Genomic DNA, 17,049 nt, shown 5'->3' with positions numbered 1-17,049 from the left:
CTTTCGAGGTAGCGATCCTTCCAACACCCCTCATCCGACCGAGCTTCGCTCGGCCACCTTCTCCCACAAGGGGAGAAGGGAAGGTGCGCTACGCCCGCACCCGCTCCGCTTTCGGATCATACATAGGTTTCAGCGACGCTTCCGCCGCAAAGCGCTCGCCGGCGATCTCGATCTCGTAGGACGACGACAGCACATCCGCCTCGCTCTCACCCTTGCAAGGCACGTAGCCAAGCCCGATTGCGCCGCCGAGATGATGGCCGTAATTGCCCGAGGTGATCGGACCGACGATCTTGCCGTCGCGCAGGATCGCCTCGTTGTGGAAGAGCAGCGGCTCGGGGTCGTTCAGGCGGAACTGCACCAGCCGGCGTGACAGGCCGGTTTCTTTCTTCTTCAGCACCGCATCGCGGCCGAGGAAATAGCTCTTGGCCGTCTTCACGGCGAAGCCAAGGCCGGCCTCCAGCACATTGTCTTCGTCGGTGATGTCGTGGCCGAAATGCCGGAACGCCTTTTCGATGCGGCAGGAGTCCAGCGTGTGCAGGCCGCATAGCTTCAGACCGACATCGGCGCCGGCCTCTTCTATCGCCTCGAAGACGTGGGCGGCCTGATCGGTCGAGACATAAAGCTCCCAGCCGAGCTCGCCGACATAGGTGACGCGGTGGGCGCGGGCCAGGCCCATGCCGATCTCGATCTCCTGAAACGTTCCGAACGGATTGTTGTCATTGGAGAAATCATTCGGGCTGACCTTTTGGATCAGCTTCCTCGAATCCGGGCCCATCAGGCAAAGCACCGCTTCGGCAGCGGTCACATCGGTAATGACGACGAACTCGTCGGCAAGATGTTTTTTCAGCCAGGCCAGATCGCGCTGCAGCGTGGCGCCCGGCACGACGAGGAAGAAGGCTGTTTCGGACAATCGCGAGACGGTCAGATCGCTCTCGATACCGCCGCGCTGGTTGAGCATCTGGGTGTAGACGATCTTGCCCGGCGCCACGTCCATGTCGTTGGCGCAGAGCCTTTGCAGGAAGGCGCAGGCGTCGCGGCCTTCGACGCGGATCTTGCCGAACGAGGTCATGTCGAACAGGCCGACGCCGTTCCGGACCGCCAGATGCTCCTCGCGCTGGTTGTCGAACCAGTTCTGCCGTTTCCAGGAATAGCGGTATTCGCGCTCCTGGCCGGGCCTAGCGAACCAGTTGGCGCGCTCCCAGCCGGCGACCTCGCCGAACACCGCGCCGCGCGTCTTCAGGTGCTCGTGCAGCGGCGAACGCCTCACGTTCCGCGAGGTTGCCATCTGCCGGTAAGGAAAATGATCGGCGTAGAGCAGGCCGAGCGTTTCAGAGACGCGCTCCTTGAGATAGCGGCGGTTCTTCTGGAACGGCTGGGCGCGGCGGATGTCGACCTCCCAGAGATCGAACGGCGCCTCGCCGTCATTGATCCATTGCGCCAGCGCCATGCCGGCGCCGCCGGAGGAGACGATGCCGATCGAATTGTAGCCGGTCGCCATCCAGTAGCCGGAAAGCTCCGGCGCCTCGCCGAGATAATAACGGTCGTCGGGGGTAAAACTCTCTGGGCCGTTGAAGAAGGTGTGGATGCCGGCGGTGGCCAGCATCGGCATGCGGTTGACGCCCATTTCGAGGATCGGCTCGAAATGGTCCATGTCCTGCGGCAACTGGTCGAAGCAGAACTCCTCGCTTATGCCGTTCATGCCCCACGGCTTGGCCACCGGCTCGAAAGCGCCGAGCATCATCTTGCCGGCATCTTCCTTGTAGTAGGCGCATTCGTCCGGCACGCGCAGCACCGGCAGGCGGGAGAGCCCCGGGATCGGCTCGGTGACGAGATAGAAATGCTCGCAGGCGTGCAGCGGGATGGTGACGCCGTTCTGGGCGCCAAGTTCGCGTGCCCACATGCCGGCGCAGTTGACGACGATATCGGCTTCGATCGTGCCTTGCTCGTCGCCTTGCGCCCAGGAGACGCCGGTGACGCGGCCGGCCCTGGTATGAACCTTGGTGACCTTCACGTTCTCCAGGATGGTCGCACCGCGCTGACGTGCGCCCTTGGCCAAGGCCATGGCGATGTTGGCCGGATCGCACTGGCCGTCGAGCGGCAGATGCACGGCGCCGACAACATCCGAAACATTGAGATGCGGGTACATCTCCTTGACTTCACCTGGCGAAATCTCGCGCACGTCGACATCGAAGGCGCGGGCGAGAGACGCCTGCCGATAGATCTCGTGCTTGCGCTCCTCGGTAAGCGCCACCGTGATCGAGCCAACCTGGCGCATGCCGGTGCCGACATCGGTCTCGGCCTCGAGCTTGACGTAGAGATCGGCCGAATACTTCGCCAGCCGGGTCATGTTCTGCGAGCCGCGCAGCTGGCCGATCAGGCCGGCAGCGTGCCATGTCGTGCCCGATGTCAGCTGCTTGCGCTCGAGCAGAACGGTGTCGGTCCAGCCGAGCTTGGCCAGATGGTAGGCGACCGAGCAGCCGGAGACGCCGCCACCGATGATGACCGCCCTTGCGTTGGGAGGAATGGCCTTGGTCGGAATGGTTTTGGCGGGCGGCGCGTTCATGCGGCCTCGCGGCGGTAGCTGGAGGCGAAGCGGCGCAGGCGTGTGGCAGCCTCTATCAGCACCGGCTCAGGCTGGCAGAGGCTGAAGCGGATGTGGCCGGCTGCAGCCTCGCCGAAGCTCGAGCCGGGCATGACGGCGACCTTCTCCTGGTCGAGGAACGCCCAGGCGAATTTCTCATCGTCCGGCTCGATCGCCGATATGTCGAGCATCACGTACATGCCGCCCTCGGAGCCGCGCACGGTGATGTTGTTCATGCCGCGCATGGCATCGAGAACGACGGCGCGCCTTGCGGCATAGCGCTCGGCGATCTCCTTGACGCCGTAGCCGTTTTCGAGCGCCTCGGCGCAGGCGAGGCTGATGAAGGCCGGCAGGCCGTAGGTCATCACCAGATTGAGGTCGGTCAGCAGCGAGACCATTGGTTCGGGCCCGGTCAGCCAGCCCATGCGCCAGCCGGTCATGCCGTTGCTCTTGGACATCGAATTGATGACCAGCGTACGTTCGGCCATGCCGGGCAGCGAGCGTGGTGAGACGTGCTCGCCGCCACCCAGCGTCCAGTAGACCTCGTCCGACAGCAGCCATAGGTCATGCTCGCGGCAGATCTGCGCCAGCTCTTCCAGGCGCTCGCGCAAATAGACGGCACCGGTCGGGTTGTTCGGCGTGTTGATCAGAATGGCGCGGGTGTTCGGCCGTAGGGCGGCGCGGATCTCGGCGGCGCGCGGCTGAAAGCCATCCTCGGCGGGTGTCTCGACGACGCTGAACGCGGCGCCCGCCGCGCTGAAGGTATTGGGATAGGTGGCGTAATAGGGCGCGACGACGATGGCATGGTCGCCCTGGTCGAGAACAGCTTGAATAGCTGCGTAAAGCGCGGCCTGCCCGCCCGGCGTGGCGATGACCTGGTCGGGGCTGGTCGCAACACCGGTGCAGAGCGTCGAGGCCGCCGCCATCGCCTTGCGCAGCCGCGGAACGCCGGCAAGTGGGGTGTAGTGGTGATTGCTGGCGCGGACCGCCGTCACGCAGGCTTCGATCGTCTCGCTCGGCGTGTCGAAATCATGGTCGCCGACCGACAGCATGATGATGTCCTCGCCGGCCTGCTTGCGCGCCCAGGCAGCGGAATGAACCTCCCAGCCATCCTTGCCCGAAGGCACGATGCCGGAAATGCGCGATGATGGCCTGGGCATTATGCTACTCCCGAAATTTCGTAGCCGGCCTGTTCGAGCCGGTCGCGCAAGGCGGCGATGTGGGCCGGTCCGACTTCGCAGCAGCCGCCGACGATGCCGGCGCCGGCCTCGACCCAGCCGATCGCCTGGCCGGCATAGGCGTCCGGATCGAGGTCGTGGCGGGCGTGCAGCACTTCGACGGTGCCGCCATGCTTGAGCGCCTCGACCGAGGTGAAGCCATTGGCATAGGCGCCGACCGCACCGCCGAGAGCGATCAGTCCGGGCAGCGCTGCAGCGATCGCTTCGGGCCGACAGCAATTGATCAGCCGGGCCGCGACGGGTAGGCCGTCAAGAGCGCCCGACGCCGCCGCAATGGCTTCGCCGCTGCGCAGGCGCGGCATGCCGTGATCCGCGAGCGTCCACGACACCCAGACAGGCTTGCCGCTTTCCGATGCCGCGGTGACGGCGGCGCGCGCCTCTTCGGCCGACGCCATGGTTTCGCACAGAAACAGATCGACGCCGTCCGCCTGCTCGGCAACTATACGGCGATAGATGTCGAGCGTATCCTGGAAGGATATCGTCAGCGCCGGCGCATAGCTGCCGAACAGCGGCGACAGGCAGCCGGCGATCGCCGCGTCGCCGGTCTGGTCGCGTGCTTGCCTTGCCAGTTCGATGCTGCGCTTCTGCAAAGGCTTGAACAGCTCTTCCGCGCCCTCGCGCGCCAGCCGCTCCGGCGTTGCGGAATAAGTGTTGATGGTGATGACGCGGGCTCCGGCGCGGATGAATTCCGCATGCAGGTCGCGCACCAGATCCGGTTCGTCGATCAGCACCCTGGCCGACCAGAGCGGCGTTGGCTCGGAGCTGCTGCGGCGGACCAGCTCCTGGCCCATGCCGCCATCGGTGAGGATGACTTTCTTCATGCTTTGAGCCTCTCGTTCTTCGGATCCCATAACGGCTCATCCTTCTGCACGATCGCCCGAAAACGTTCGCCGAAGATATCGACCTCGACCGCGGTTCCCGGCTCGGTGAGGTCGGCGCGCAGCATGCCGAGCGCGATCGACTTGTCGATGCGATGACCCCAGCCGCCGGATGTCGTCTCGCCGACGATCCGGCCGTCATGCCAAAGCGTCGACATGTAAGGTGTGTCGCAGTCGCCGGGATTTTCGACGACCAGCGTGACGAAGCGTTTCTTGACGCCTTGCTGCTTTTCGCTCTGCAACGCCGCCTTACCGCGGAAGTCGGGCTTGTCCCATCTGACGAAGCGCTCCAGCCCGCCCTGCAGGATCGAGTAGTCGGTCGACAGATCGCCCTTCCACGTACGGTAGCCTTTTTCGAGCCGCAGCGAATCCAGCGCGTACATGCCGAATGGTTTCAGGCCGTGCCTCTGGCCGGCCGCCCAGACAGCGTCGAAGATGACTGCGGTATCGTCGACCTTGCTGTGGATTTCCCAGCCGAGCTCGCCAGCGAAGGATACGCGCACCAGCTTGGCCCAGCGCCCGGCGATCGATGTTTCCTGATGCGTCAGCCAGGGCAGGGTGAGGTCGGCCGCGCAGAGTTCGGCGAGGATGTTTCGCGAGTTGGGTCCGGCGAGGATCTGGGTCGAATACTCTTCTGTCCGGTCAGTCAACTTGAACGTCGCGTCCTTCGGCATGCGCGATTTCAGCCATTCGAAATCGTGCCACTGCGCCACCGCGGCGGTGATCAGCGTCATGTGATCTTCGTCGTGACGCACCACCGACATCTCGGTGACGACGCGGCCCTTGTCGTCGGCAAAGTAGACGAGGCCGATGCGGCCGGGTTTCGGCACCAGGCCTGTCACCTGGAGGCTCAGCCATTCGGCGGCACCCGGACCGTCTAGATTGAACCGGGAAAATCCCGGCAGGTCCAGAATGCCGGCGGCATCGCGGACGGCGAGGCATTCCTCGCGCACACGATGCTGCCAGGGGCCGTCACGGCGGAAGGTCAGCGTGGATTGTTCGGAGATGTCGTCGCCTGGCTTCGCATACCAGGTGGCGCGTTCCCAGCCATTATAGGCGTCGAACTGGGCGCCGAGCGCCTTGATGCGGCCGTGGAGCGGCGACAGCTTGCGGTCGCGCCCAGCCGGCCAGGCGTGGCGCGGGAATTGGATGGCATACTCGTTGCCGTAGATCTCCATGCCCTTGGCGACGCAGTAATCCGGCGCCGACGCAAAGGCGGTGAAACGGCGTGGATCGCAGGACCACATGTCCCATTCGGTCTGGCCCTCGGTCACCCACTCGGCCAGCACTTTGCCGGCGCCGCCGCCCTGGGCGATGCCGAAGGTGAAGACGCAGGCCTCGAAGGCGTTGGGCACGCCAGGCATCGGGCCGATCAGCGGGTTGCCGTCCGGCGCATAGGGGATCGGCCCGTTGATGACCTTGGACAGCCCGGCGGTGCCGAGGATCGGCACGCGGGCGACGGCATCGGCCAGGTAATGTTCCAGCCGGTCGAGGTCGTCGGGAAACAGCTGGAACGAAAAGTCGTCCGGCATCGGGTCGTTGTGGCCGACCCAATGGGCGCGGCAATTGCGCTCATAGGGGCCGAGGTTCATGCCGTTCTTTTCCTGGCGCAGATAATAGGACGTATCGACGTCGCGCAGCAGCGGCAGCTTCTTGCCTTGTTCCTTCGACCACGCCGCCAGTTCGGGGATTTCCTCAAACAGGATGTATTGATGGCTCATCACCATCATCGGCACCTCGCGGCCGAACATCCTGCCGACTTCGGCGGCGCGGTAGCCGGCGGCGTTGACGACAATCTCGCAGCGAATCTCGCCTTGCGGCGTCTCGACCACCCACTCGTCGTTCTCGCGGCGCACGCCGGTGACCGGGCAGAAGCGGATGATCTTCGCACCCATGTCGCGCGCGCCCTTGGCCAGCGCCTGGGTCAATTGCGCCGGGTCGATGTCGCCGTCGCTCGGATCGTAGAGCGCGCCCTTCAGCTCATGCGTTTCGATGAAGGGGTAGCGGCGCTTGATCTCGTCGGGGCCGACGACATTGATGTCCATGCCCTGATAGCGGCCCATGCCCTTGGCGCGCTGGAATTCCTGCATACGCTCGATCGTATGGGCGAGCCTGAGCGAGCCGGTGACATGATAGTTCATGGGATAGCCGACCTCGTCGGCCAACCGGCGATAGAGCTCGGTCGAATAGCGCTGCATGTTCATCAGCGACCATGACGAGGAGAACGTCGGCACGTTGCCGGCGGCATGCCAGGTCGAGCCGGAAGTCAGCTCGTTCGTCTCCAGAAGCACGCAGTCGGTCCAGCCCGCCTTGGCGAGATGATAGAGCGAGGAGGCGCCGACGGCACCGCCTCCGATGATCACCACGCGTGCCGTGGTCGGCAAACTGGCCATGTTCTTCTCCAGATCAATAGACGGGCGGCGAAACCACCCAGATCACCACAGCCGGTTCCGCTCCAGGATTGCGCCAGCGGAACGGCTTGCCGTCAAAGCGGAAGGAGTCGCCTGCTCCAAGCCGGTGCCAGACGCCGGCAATTTCGATGTCGAAGCTGCCGGACGCGACGTAGCCGGCTTCCTCGGTCGGCCGGCGGGCCTCGGTCTTCAGCTCGGCACCGGGGGCGAAGACCGAACGCAGCATCTCGAAGCTACCGCCGAGATCCGGCGACAGAAGCTCCTCCACCAGGCCGGAATCGCTTGTGCCAAGGGTGCGCCGGTTGCCGGCGCGCACGACCACGCCGCGTTCGGTCTCGACAGGCACGTCATGGCTGAAGAACAGGCTGACCGGCACGCCGAACAATTCGGCGAAGGCCCTGAGATCGCCGAGCGACGGGATCGACAGGCCGCGCTCGACCTGACTGACCCAGCCGACGGAACGGCCGAGCTTCAGCCCGATTTCGGCAAGCGTCAGGCCGCGCGCCTTGCGCAACGCGCGAATGTCGCCGGCCAGCAGCCGTTCGCCGTTATCTTGTTCCGGTGTTGCGGCGGTTGAGGGCAAAGCCATCCCTGTCTCGATGAAAAATTCCCAGCAAATTTCATGTGACCGCAGGTCTGTGAAAAAATCAAGATGATTTTCATGAACCCACAAGATTTACTTGCGCCATTTTGACGGTTCAGGCAAAGGCTCGGCACACGAGCGGCGAGTGGGGCGTCCGGTCGAGGCGGATAGGGCGTCGAGCGTTCATAGAAACTCGCAAGGATGCTCCATCACTTCTAGTCGGCGCATGATCCTTTCCGGAAAAGCCGGGTTCCAGGATTATGCGCAAAGGGACGGCCCATGCTGGAAAACAACTCCCGGATTGCGGCGGCGATCGTCGATGACGCGATCACCTCGCGCCGGTCCGTACGCGCCTTCTTGCCTGACATGGTCGATGACGACACCATCCGCGATATTCTCGCCGTTGCCGCGCGCGCGCCTTCAGGCACCAACATGCAACCCTGGAAGGTCTATGTGACCAAGGGCGAGGTCAAGCAGCGCATCACCGACGCCATTCTCAGTTCGGGCATCCGCGCCGAAAAGGCGGAGTGGGACGAGTACCGCTACTATCCTGACCAGTTCTTCGAACCCTATCTGACGCGACGGCGGGCCAACGGCTTCGGCCTCTACGGCGTGCTCGGCATCGGCCGGCGCGAGGTCGACAGGATGCGTGCGCAACACGACCGCAATTTCGTCTTCTTCGATGCGCCGGTCGGCTTGATCTTCACCGTCGACCGGCGGCTGAACAAGGGGTCGTGGATCGACTACGGCATGTTCCTGCAGAACATCATGGTCGCGGCGCGGGGCAGGGGCCTACACACCTGCCCGCAGGCCGCCTTCGCGCCCTATCACCGGCAGATCAGGCCCGTGCTCGACATTCCCGACGAGGAGATCGTCGTGTGCGGCATGGCGCTCGGCCACGAGGATACGTCCAAGCCTGAAAATGCCTTCCGCACCGATCGCGCGCCGCTGGAAGAGTGGGTGACGTTCGCCGAGTAAGGTGACGACGCGCCGTCTAGCTACTGCACTTCGTAGCCGACTTCCTCGCTGGCGTGGCAGAGTGCCTTCCAGAACGAGCGTGCGAACGAGCGGAACACATAGATGTCGAACTGATCGGCGCCGGTGCGCTGGATCTGGGCGAAGACGTCGTGATGCATGGTCGAGCGGCCGGCGCCGATCGGGAAGGCCGGCAGCGCGAAGTCGATGGCGAAGAATTTTGCCAGGACCCACTCGGCCTTTGGCCCGGCGATACGGATCGCGGTGCGGCCGTGCGAAAGGTCGGTCACCGTACCGATGGACGGAGTGACGACGTCGGCAAAGGCCGATGCCAATCCCTCGGCCTCATCGACCATTGTGAACTTTCCCGGCGCAAAGCCGAACACCGACCTGACGCCGTCCGTGACACCGCCGCCGGCGCCGTCGGGCAAAGCCAGGCCGGTAACAGTGCGGATGCCGGCCATCAACGCCTTCTCCTGGCCGGGCCAGGCGGCGAGCTGCAGGATCGAACCCGGCCTGGTTTCGGAGAGGATGATTTCGACACCGTGCTCGAAATTGCCATGCGAGCCTGGATGCAGCACCGGCTCAAGCGGTGATTGGCGCTCAACCATGCATGCGGCTCCCGTCCGGATCGAAGAAATGGTTGGAGACGATCTCGACCGGCCCGAACCGGTTGCGCAACGGGTCGGAGACATAAGCGCGCGTGCCGCGCCGCGCCTTGCCGCCCTTGACCAAGGCAAGCGCTATATATTTGCCGAGCGCCGGCGAATAGCAGCAAGCGGTGATGTGACCGAGCGAGCCGTGCGGATTGGCTTCGTCAAGCTCCTCGACGATGTGTGCGCCGCCGTTTAGCGGCTGGTTGTCGAGCGAAACAATACCGACGAGTTCCAGGCGGTCGGGCGCGATCAGCCCCTCGCGATCCATCATCGCCGAACCGATAAACGGCTTCTTCTTCGACAGCATCCAGTCGAGATGCAGGTCGCGCCCCGTGGTACGACCGTCGATCTCGGCGCCGGTGACGTGGCCCTTCTCGATGCGCAGGGTGCCCAGCGCCTCCAGTCCGTAGGTCACCAGCCCGAACGGCTTGCCGGCTTCGATCAGCGCCTCCCAGACATGGGTGCCGTAACCGGCGCCGGAATAGACCTCGAAGGCCATTTCGCCGGAGAAGGACAGCCGGCAGATCATCACCGGCACGCCGGCGATTTCGCCGTGGACGATGCCCATGAAGGGCAGGGCGGCATTGTCGACAGCGGTGCCGCTGACGCAAGCAGCCAATATCTGCCTGGCGTTCGGCCCGCCGATGGCGGCACCGGCCCATTGGTCGGTGACCGAGGTGACGTGGACCTTCAGCTCCGGCCAGATCACGTCGAGAAAATACTCCAGATGCTGCATTACCTTGCCGGCATTGGCGGTGGTGGTGGTCATCAGGAAATCCTGCTCGCCAAGCCGCCAGGTGGTGCCGTCGTCGAAGGCGAGGCCGTCCTCGCGCAGCATTAGCCCATAACGCGCCTTGCCGACGGCCAGCGTCGAAAACATGTTGGTGTAGACGCGGTCGAGGAATTCCGCCGCGTCCGGGCCTTGCACCGCGATCTTGCCCAGTGTCGAGACGTCGACAATGCCGGCGCTCTCGCGCGTGGCTCTCGCCTCGCGCACATAGGCCTGCTCGATCGTTTCACCGGGATGGCCGTAGATCATCGGCCGGTACCAGAGGCCGGCCGAATACATGGTGGCGCCGTTGGCGACGTGCCAGTCATGCATCGGCGTCAGCCGCTCGGGCTTCAGATCGCCGAAGCGTTCGGCGGCAAGCGAGCCGATCGACACCGCCGAAAAAGGCGGACGAAAGCGCGTCGTGCCGACCTGCGGGATCGGCTTGCCCAGCGCCTCGGCCATGATGGCGAGGCCTGGTATGTTGGAACTCTTGCCCTGGTCGGTCGCCATGCCGAGCGTGGTGTAGCGCTTCAGATGCTCGACCGAGACGAAGCCTTCGCGATGCGCCAGCCGCACGTCGTCGGCCGTCACGTCATGCTGGAAGTCGACGAAGCTTTTTCCTGCGGCCTTGATCTCGAACACCGGTGCCGGATCGGGATCGCCAGGTGCTGCCCCGACGGCAGGCAAGGCCGCCGGCGTGGCTGTTGCGCCCGCAGCGGAAAGGCCGGCGGCGCGACCTTCGGCGATCGCCTCGGCGGTGGAGAAACTGCCGGTGAAGGCGCCGGCGCCGATCCATTGCCGTGTTGTCGGTTTCGGCGGCAGGAACGCTTGTAACGCTTCGTTCCATTCCGCTTTGGCTCCGGCCTGGCTGGCCAGATGGATGGTCGGCGACCAGCCGCCCGACATCAGCAGGCAATCGGCGTGGATGCTGCGCGCATCGCCGGAAAGCGCACCACTGGCCATGTCGAAGCGCTGCACCTTGAAGCCGGAAAGCGCCTTGCCGCCCTCGGTGGCTATCACCGCGTGGCCAGAAAAGATCTCGGCTTCGGTCTCGCCGGCCAGCTTGCGCATTTCGCTCGAAAGCTCCGGGCGCGCGTCGACGATGGCGACGACCGCGGCACCGGCCTTCTTCAACGCCAGTGCTGCGCGATAGGCGCTGTCATTGTTGGTGAACAGCGCGACCCTGTGACCCGGCAGCACGCCATATTCATTGGCATAGCGCTCGGCCGCATGCGCCAGCATCACGCCTGGCCGATCATTGCCAGGAAAGACCAAGGGACGCTCCAGGGAGCCGGTGGCCAGCACCACCGATTTGGCGCGGATGGTCCAGTAGCGATGGCGCGGCTCGCCTTTGTCCGGCGTTTCCTTATGGTCGGTGACGCGTTCGATCGCGGCAAGCGTGTTGCCGTCGTAATAGCCCCAGACGGTGGTGCGCGGCAGCAGGCGAACATTGTCATGGCCTTCGAGCTGGCCGGCGGCGCGCGCCGCCCAATCGGCGGCCGGCATGCCATCGATCGTCTCGCCCGACCAATTGGCCGAGCCGCCGAAATGCGGCTCGAGCTCGGCCAGGATGACGCGTGCACCCTGATCGGCGGCCGCCCTGGCGGCCATCAGCCCGGCCGGGCCGGAACCGACCACCAGCACGTCGCAAAACGCGTTCATGCGTTCGTAGCGCGCCGTATCGGGAGCCGTGCCTGCCTTGCCCAGGCCGGCGGCACGGCGGATGAAATGCTCGCAGAACATCCAGAAGCGCGTGCCCTTCAGCGGACCGACCACCGGTCCCATGAAGGTCTTGTAGTAGAAGCCGGCCGACAAAAGCTTGCCGCCGAGCTGGTTGATGGCATTGACGTCCCAGGCAAGCGAGGGGAAGCGGTTCTGGCTCATTGCGGCCAGCCCGTCATAGATCTCGACCATGGTGGCGGGAATGTTCGGCTCGCGAACCTCGCCCCTCAACACAGTCACGAGCGCGTTTGGCTCCTCGACGCCGGCAGTCAGCACGCCGCGCGGGCGGTGATATTTGAACGAACGCCCAAACAGGGTGACGCCGTTGGCCAGCAGCGCCGAAGCCAGCGTGTCGCCGGCATGGCCGGTATAAGGCGCGCCGTCGAAGGTGAAGCGGATGGTCCGCAGCCGGTCGATGCGGCCGCCGGTCTCGGTACGGCGCGGGCTCATGACTTGTCCTCGGCCCTGTGCCGCGCAACCGAGTTGTGGTCGCCGCGCGCGAAGGCAGTGCTGGAGATCTCGTGCGTCAGCGTGTTGCGCACCACCCTGAGATGAGCGCGGCAGCCGCCGGAATGCTGCCAGATCTCATTGTGGTCGCCGGCGGGGTTCAGCCGGTCGTAGACATAAGCGTTCCAGGCGTCGAGGTTTTGCGACGCGGGCTGTGGGCGCTGGCGATTGCCGTCGCCCTGATAGGTGAATTCGATAACGTCGCGCGGGCCGCAATAGGGGCAGGTGATGAGCATGGATCTCTTAAACTTCTCGTTTGACCATGATCTTGTCCGAAAACCGGTTTCCACTTTTCGCTGACGCGGACCTGCGGTTCGGTATCATGGCCTAATGCAGCCGGGGCGTGGCGCCCTGGCCCTTGTCGTCGATCACCATGCCACGGTAAAAGCGGTCGAGCGTGAAGGCCGCGTTGAGATCGTGCGGCTCGTCCTTGGCAATGGTCCAGGCAAAGCACCAGCCGGAAGCCGGCGTCGCCTTGAAGCCGCCATAGCACCAGCCGCAGTTGAGATACATGCCCGGCAGCGGACCGGTGGTGATGATTGGCGAGCCGTCCATCGACATGTCGCAGACGCCGCCCCATGAGCGCAGCATGCGGACGCGGGCGAGCCCCGGGAACAGCGCCAGCATCTCGCTCATCACCTCATCGACGATCGGCAGGCTGCCGCGCTGGGCGTAGCTGTTGTAGCCGTCGAGGTCGCCGCCATAGACAAGGCCGCCCTTGTCCGATTGCGACATATAGAAATGGCCCATGCCGAAGGTCAGGACCGTATCGATAAACGGTTTCAGCGATTCCGTAACGAAGGCCTGCAGCACGTGGCTCTCGATCGGCATTGTCTCGATGCCGGCAAGCCGCATGACCCGCCCGGTGCTGCCGGCCACCGCGACCGCTACCTTTTTAGCGCGGATTTCGCCGCGGGTCGTCGTGACGCCGGTGATGCGGTCGCCGTCGCGCAGGAAGCCGGTGACCTCGCAGTTTTCGATGATGTCGACGCCGCGGCGATCTGCGCCACGCGCATATCCCCAGGCGACCGCATCGTGGCGGGCGGTGCCGGCGCGTCGCTGCATCAGGCCGCCGACGATCGGGAAACGCGCCGTGGCGGAGACGTCCAGCGCCGGCACCAGGCGGGCGATCTCCGCCGTGGTCATCAGTTCCGCGTCGACGCCGAGATGGCGCATGGCGTTGCCGCGCCGGACATAGTCGTCGAGCTGAGCAGGTGTGTGGGCGAGGTTCAGGCAGCCGCGCTGCGAGAACATGACGTTATAGTTGAGGTCATGCGACAGGTTCTCCCACAGCTTCATCGAATGTTCGTAGAAGCGCGTGTTGGCGGGCAGCAGGTAGTTGGAGCGGACGGCCGTCGTGTTGCGGCCGACATTGCCGGAACCGAGCCAGCCCTTCTCCAGCACCGCGACATTGGTGATGCCGTGCTCTTTGGCGAGATAGTAAGCGGTCGACAGGCCATGGCCGCCGCCGCCGATGACGATGACATCGTAGGACGCCTTCGGGTCGGGCTTGCGCCAGGCCGGCTTCCAGTCCTTGTTTCCGGTCAGCGCGTTCTTGAGAAGCGAAAAGGCCGAATATTCCGCCATTCTTATTGTCATCCATTTCAGGCTTTGCGGCAGACTATAGAGCAGGCCGCCAACGCAAAGCCAAGATTGCGCCATCGCTTTTCGACTCCCCGACTTCGATTGGATTGGCCGACTTCGAAAGCGGGCCGTCAGGGACGGCTTGCCCCCAGATATGACGGTCTTTATCAAGAGCAGGCCTTTAGAACGCCTTATCGCCCGTGAGTCGCCAGACAATCATGTTTTTCCGACTGCTCCGCTTCGTTCTGGTCCTGATGCTTGTCGCCTCGGCGCCGCTTTCGTTGCGAGCGGTGGCGCAAGGGCTTGGCCAGGCGCCCGCGGGACTGGTCAGTGATCAGCAGAAAATCCTCCAGGACCTGACGACGAAGACCGACAATCTCGAAACGAAGTTCCAGCAGGACGGCGACGATGACGCCAGCCTTGTCGATATTCGGCTGCAGCTGGAAGAAATGTCGCGTGCCTCGCTCAACAGCGCGCTCGCTTTCCGGCCGCGGCTGAGCGAGATCAACAGCCGGCTAGAGCAGCTAGGCCCGCCGCCGGCCGCGGGCCAGCCGGCCGAGCCCGATATCGTGACCGGCGAACGCCAGGCGCTGGCCTCCGAAAAAGCCGAGATCAATGCCGTCATCGCCACGGCGCAAAACCTGTCGATCCGCATCAGCGGGCTGATCGAGAAGATCGGCAATATGCGCAGCGAGCTTTTCCGCAACCAGCTCACCAAGCGTTACGTGCTGTCCGATGCATTGAGCCCGGAGGTCATTTCCGATGCCAACAACGAATTTACCAGTTTCTACAAGGCGGTGTCGTCCTGGCTGAGCTTTGCCTTCAAGTTCAAGTTCCAGGCCGTTCTTGCCGCGGCCTTGATGGCGCTTGCCTTGGCCGCCGTGCTTTTCGTCGGCGGGCGGCGCCTGTTCGGCCGTGTGTTCGAAGCGGACCCCTCGGTGGAGGATCCCTCCTATCTCAGCCGGCTGTCGGTGGCGTTCTGGTCGACATTGCTGCCGACGCTGGCAGTCGGCGTCTTCCTTGCCTCGACCATTTTCTTTTTCAATTATTACAACGTCTTGCGTGGCGATATCGGCATCTTCCTGAATGCGCTGGCTGCCGTTGTCGCGGGTGTGTTCTGCGTCAACCGGCTGACCAATGCGGCGCTTGAGCCGCGACTGCCGAACTGGCGTCTGATCCCTGTCGAAACCGGCCCGGCGCGCTGGCTGGTGCGGCTGACGACGGCCATGGCCGTCGCCATCGGCATCAATTATTTCCTGTCGGTCGTGAACGACAAGATGGGCTCGCCGCTGTCGCTGACCATCGCCAGAAGCTTTGTCGCCACCATCATCGTCGGCGTCATCCTGATCCTGATGGGCCTGCTGAAGCCGTTCAAGGCCGCCGACGGGATCTGGCGGCCGTGGCCGGCGTGGCTGCGTTACACCGCCGTGGCGCTGGGGCTGTTCACCATCGCGTCGGCGCTGTTCGGCTATATCGGCCTTGCCATGTTCGTCTCGGTGCAGGTCGTGATCACCGGCACCATCCTGGTCACCGCCTATATCGGCTTCCTGTCGGCGCGGGCAATCGGCGAGGAAGGCGGCTTCGCCAATAGCTCGATCGGCCGTTGGCTATCCGCCAATTCAAGCTATGAGCCGACCGCGCTCGACCAGCTCGGCCTGGTCGTCAGCGTCGCCATCAACGTGATGATCGTGCTGGTGTTCCTGCCGCTGATCCTGTTGACGTGGGGCTTCCAGCCCGGCGACATCCAGGCTTGGGCCTACAAGCTGGCAACGGGGCTGACCATCGGCTCGGTGACGATCTCGATCACCGGCATCCTCTCAGGCGTCGTTGTCTTCATCATCGGCTATTTCCTGACGCGCTGGTTCCAGGGATGGCTGGACGGCTCGGTGATGGCGCGCGGCCGCGTCGACACCGGCGTGCGCAATTCGATCCGGCTGGCGGTCGGCTATGCCGGCGTCGCCGTCGCGGCACTGGTCGGCATCTCGGCCGCCGGCATCGACCTCTCCAGCCTCGCGCTGGTCGCCGGTGCGCTGTCCCTCGGCATCGGCTTCGGCCTGCAGAATGTCGTCTCGAACTTCGTCTCGGGCCTGATCCTGTTGGCCGAGCGGCCGTTCAAGGTCGGCGACTGGATCGTCGCCGGCGACATCAGCGGCACTGTCAAGAAGATCAGCGTGCGCGCCACCGAGATCGAGACGTTCCAACGGCAATCGGTGATCCTGCCCAATTCAAACCTGATCAACAATGCGGTCGGCAACTGGACGCACCGCAACAAGCTCGGCCGCGTCGACATCAAGATCGGCGTTGCCTATGGTAGCGACGTCAAGCACGTGCATGGCGTCCTTTTGGAGATCGCACGCAGCCATCCGCTGGTGCTGAAGAACCCGGAACCCTTTGTGCTGTTTTCCAATTTCGGCCCGGCCGCGCTCGAATTCGAGATTCGCGTGTTCCTGGCAGACGTTCTTAGTGGCAATATCGTCCAGAACGACATCCGCTTTGCAATCTTCGATGTGTTCGCCGACCAGCATATCGAAATTCCGTCGGCGCCGCGCGCCGTCGTCGAGACCAAAAAGCACGAGGCGTGGCCGATCGACGACGACAAGATCGAAGTCGAATTCGCCGAGCGAGAGCAAGCAAAAGCACTGGCAGTGGCGGAGGCGAAACGTCTCGCCAAGTCGGGACGCAAGGTGCGGAAGCCCGATCCTGACTAGCTGTTTGGAGCTTGCCTTCAAGCCATCGGAAACCAATTGCGGCATGAATGCGGCATTCAGTTGCCGTTCAGCTTGCATTGCATATAAGCTCACCTGCAAACGGCGAGAATGCCTTGCAAAATGCAACAGAGGCGGTGGCAACACCGATACTGCAAAATGTGGAAGTCTCTCGTCGCCGCCATCGCTTTTCTGGCCGTGGGCGGTTCGGCCCATGCCGCCAGCGCGGTCAACAAGGACGCTGAGACCCGCACGCTGATCGTGACGGAAGGCGGCGGCAAGACCGAGCTGGCGCTGGCCGCCGGCGAAACCGTGGAATTTTGCCCGAGCGGCTGTTTTGTTACCTTGCCAAATGGCGACCTCGAGGCGCTGACCGGTTCGGAGACCATTGAGATCTCGGGCGGCGTCGCGCGCATCAAGTAAAGTCGACGCCATGA

At 64.1% G+C, this 17,049-nt stretch carries 12 protein-coding genes; 3 read left to right on the top strand and 9 right to left on the bottom strand.

From position 1 onward, the window contains the following. Positions 1-88: 88 nt before the first annotated feature. Genes NKH37_RS16530 through NKH37_RS16510 form a run of 5 tightly spaced genes read right to left on the bottom strand, consistent with a single transcriptional unit; the run spans position 89 to position 7,697 of the window. Positions 89-2,563, bottom strand: a complete 2,475-nt coding sequence (locus tag NKH37_RS16530; protein WP_353005459.1) for a GcvT family protein — start codon at positions 2,561-2,563, stop codon at positions 89-91. Then, complete coding sequence (locus tag NKH37_RS16525; protein WP_353005457.1) at positions 2,560-3,741, bottom strand: pyridoxal phosphate-dependent aminotransferase; 1,182 nt, start codon at positions 3,739-3,741, stop codon at positions 2,560-2,562. The genes NKH37_RS16530 and NKH37_RS16525 overlap by 4 nt, the downstream gene beginning before the upstream one ends. Then, positions 3,741-4,640, bottom strand: a complete 900-nt coding sequence (locus tag NKH37_RS16520; RefSeq protein WP_352590136.1) for a homocysteine S-methyltransferase family protein — start codon at positions 4,638-4,640, stop codon at positions 3,741-3,743. Before NKH37_RS16520 ends, NKH37_RS16525 begins: the two co-directional genes overlap by 1 nt. Beyond that, positions 4,637-7,090: a GcvT family protein gene (locus NKH37_RS16515; protein WP_353005456.1), complete on the bottom strand. Its 2,454-nt coding sequence runs from the start codon at positions 7,088-7,090 to the stop codon at positions 4,637-4,639. The genes NKH37_RS16520 and NKH37_RS16515 overlap by 4 nt, the downstream gene beginning before the upstream one ends. A 13-nt stretch (positions 7,091-7,103) precedes the next feature. After that, entirely contained in the window at positions 7,104-7,697 is a 594-nt protein-coding gene (locus tag NKH37_RS16510) for a helix-turn-helix domain-containing protein (RefSeq protein WP_352484512.1), read from the bottom strand. A gap of 273 nt (positions 7,698-7,970) precedes the next feature. On the opposite strand from NKH37_RS16510, the gene NKH37_RS16505 reads away from it, so the two are divergent. Next, entirely contained in the window at positions 7,971-8,669 is a 699-nt protein-coding gene (locus NKH37_RS16505; RefSeq protein ID WP_023719914.1) for a nitroreductase, read from the top strand. A 20-nt stretch (positions 8,670-8,689) separates the two neighbouring features. Here the strand turns inward: NKH37_RS16505 and NKH37_RS16500 are convergent, their stop codons facing one another. From NKH37_RS16500 to NKH37_RS16485, 4 genes are all read right to left on the bottom strand, one after another. Then, positions 8,690-9,277, bottom strand: a complete 588-nt coding sequence (locus NKH37_RS16500) for a sarcosine oxidase subunit gamma (protein ID WP_023719915.1) — start codon at positions 9,275-9,277, stop codon at positions 8,690-8,692. Continuing rightward, positions 9,270-12,266 carry a sarcosine oxidase subunit alpha gene (locus NKH37_RS16495; protein WP_023719916.1) on the bottom strand — a complete coding sequence of 999 codons (2,997 nt, stop codon included), beginning with the start codon at positions 12,264-12,266 and terminating at the stop codon, positions 9,270-9,272. Before NKH37_RS16495 ends, NKH37_RS16500 begins: the two co-directional genes overlap by 8 nt. Further along, positions 12,263-12,559: a sarcosine oxidase subunit delta gene (locus NKH37_RS16490; RefSeq protein ID WP_023719917.1), complete on the bottom strand. Its 297-nt coding sequence runs from the start codon at positions 12,557-12,559 to the stop codon at positions 12,263-12,265. Before NKH37_RS16490 ends, NKH37_RS16495 begins: the two co-directional genes overlap by 4 nt. A 91-nt stretch (positions 12,560-12,650) precedes the next feature. Next, positions 12,651-13,910: a sarcosine oxidase subunit beta gene (locus NKH37_RS16485; RefSeq protein ID WP_353005465.1), complete on the bottom strand. Its 1,260-nt coding sequence runs from the start codon at positions 13,908-13,910 to the stop codon at positions 12,651-12,653. A gap of 215 nt (positions 13,911-14,125) precedes the next feature. On the opposite strand from NKH37_RS16485, the gene NKH37_RS16480 reads away from it, so the two are divergent. Both NKH37_RS16480 and NKH37_RS16475 read left to right on the top strand, forming a co-directional pair. Further along, positions 14,126-16,615 carry a mechanosensitive ion channel family protein gene (locus NKH37_RS16480; RefSeq protein WP_353005455.1) on the top strand — a complete coding sequence of 830 codons (2,490 nt, stop codon included), beginning with the start codon at positions 14,126-14,128 and terminating at the stop codon, positions 16,613-16,615. 156 nt (positions 16,616-16,771) lie between these two features. Beyond that, on the top strand, positions 16,772-17,035 hold the full coding sequence (locus NKH37_RS16475; protein ID WP_023676533.1) for a hypothetical protein: 264 nt from the start codon (positions 16,772-16,774) through the stop codon (positions 17,033-17,035). Positions 17,036-17,049: the final 14 nt, after the last annotated feature.

This window comes from Mesorhizobium sp. M1217, from assembly GCF_040318275.1.
Taxonomy (GTDB): domain Bacteria; phylum Pseudomonadota; class Alphaproteobacteria; order Rhizobiales; family Rhizobiaceae; genus Mesorhizobium.
This window is presented reverse-complemented; position numbering and strand designations above follow the sequence as displayed.

Bases quoted from the DNA above. Each gene is read 5' to 3' on its own strand.
- NKH37_RS16530 (WP_353005459.1), bottom strand. From the start codon at position 2,563: ATGAACGCGCCGCCCGCCAAAACCATTCCGACCAAGGCCATTCCTCCC.
- NKH37_RS16525 (WP_353005457.1), bottom strand. From the start codon at position 3,741: ATGCCCAGGCCATCATCGCGCATTTCCGGCATCGTGCCTTCGGGCAAG.
- NKH37_RS16520 (WP_352590136.1), bottom strand. From the start codon at position 4,640: ATGAAGAAAGTCATCCTCACCGATGGCGGCATGGGCCAGGAGCTGGTC.
- NKH37_RS16515 (WP_353005456.1), bottom strand. From the start codon at position 7,090: ATGGCCAGTTTGCCGACCACGGCACGCGTGGTGATCATCGGAGGCGGT.
- NKH37_RS16510 (WP_352484512.1), bottom strand. From the start codon at position 7,697: ATGGCTTTGCCCTCAACCGCCGCAACACCGGAACAAGATAACGGCGAA.
- NKH37_RS16505 (WP_023719914.1), top strand. From the start codon at position 7,971: ATGCTGGAAAACAACTCCCGGATTGCGGCGGCGATCGTCGATGACGCG.
- NKH37_RS16500 (WP_023719915.1), bottom strand. From the start codon at position 9,277: ATGGTTGAGCGCCAATCACCGCTTGAGCCGGTGCTGCATCCAGGCTCG.
- NKH37_RS16495 (WP_023719916.1), bottom strand. From the start codon at position 12,266: ATGAGCCCGCGCCGTACCGAGACCGGCGGCCGCATCGACCGGCTGCGG.
- NKH37_RS16490 (WP_023719917.1), bottom strand. From the start codon at position 12,559: ATGCTCATCACCTGCCCCTATTGCGGCCCGCGCGACGTTATCGAATTC.
- NKH37_RS16485 (WP_353005465.1), bottom strand. From the start codon at position 13,910: ATGGCGGAATATTCGGCCTTTTCGCTTCTCAAGAACGCGCTGACCGGA.
- NKH37_RS16480 (WP_353005455.1), top strand. From the start codon at position 14,126: ATGTTTTTCCGACTGCTCCGCTTCGTTCTGGTCCTGATGCTTGTCGCC.
- NKH37_RS16475 (WP_023676533.1), top strand. From the start codon at position 16,772: ATGTGGAAGTCTCTCGTCGCCGCCATCGCTTTTCTGGCCGTGGGCGGT.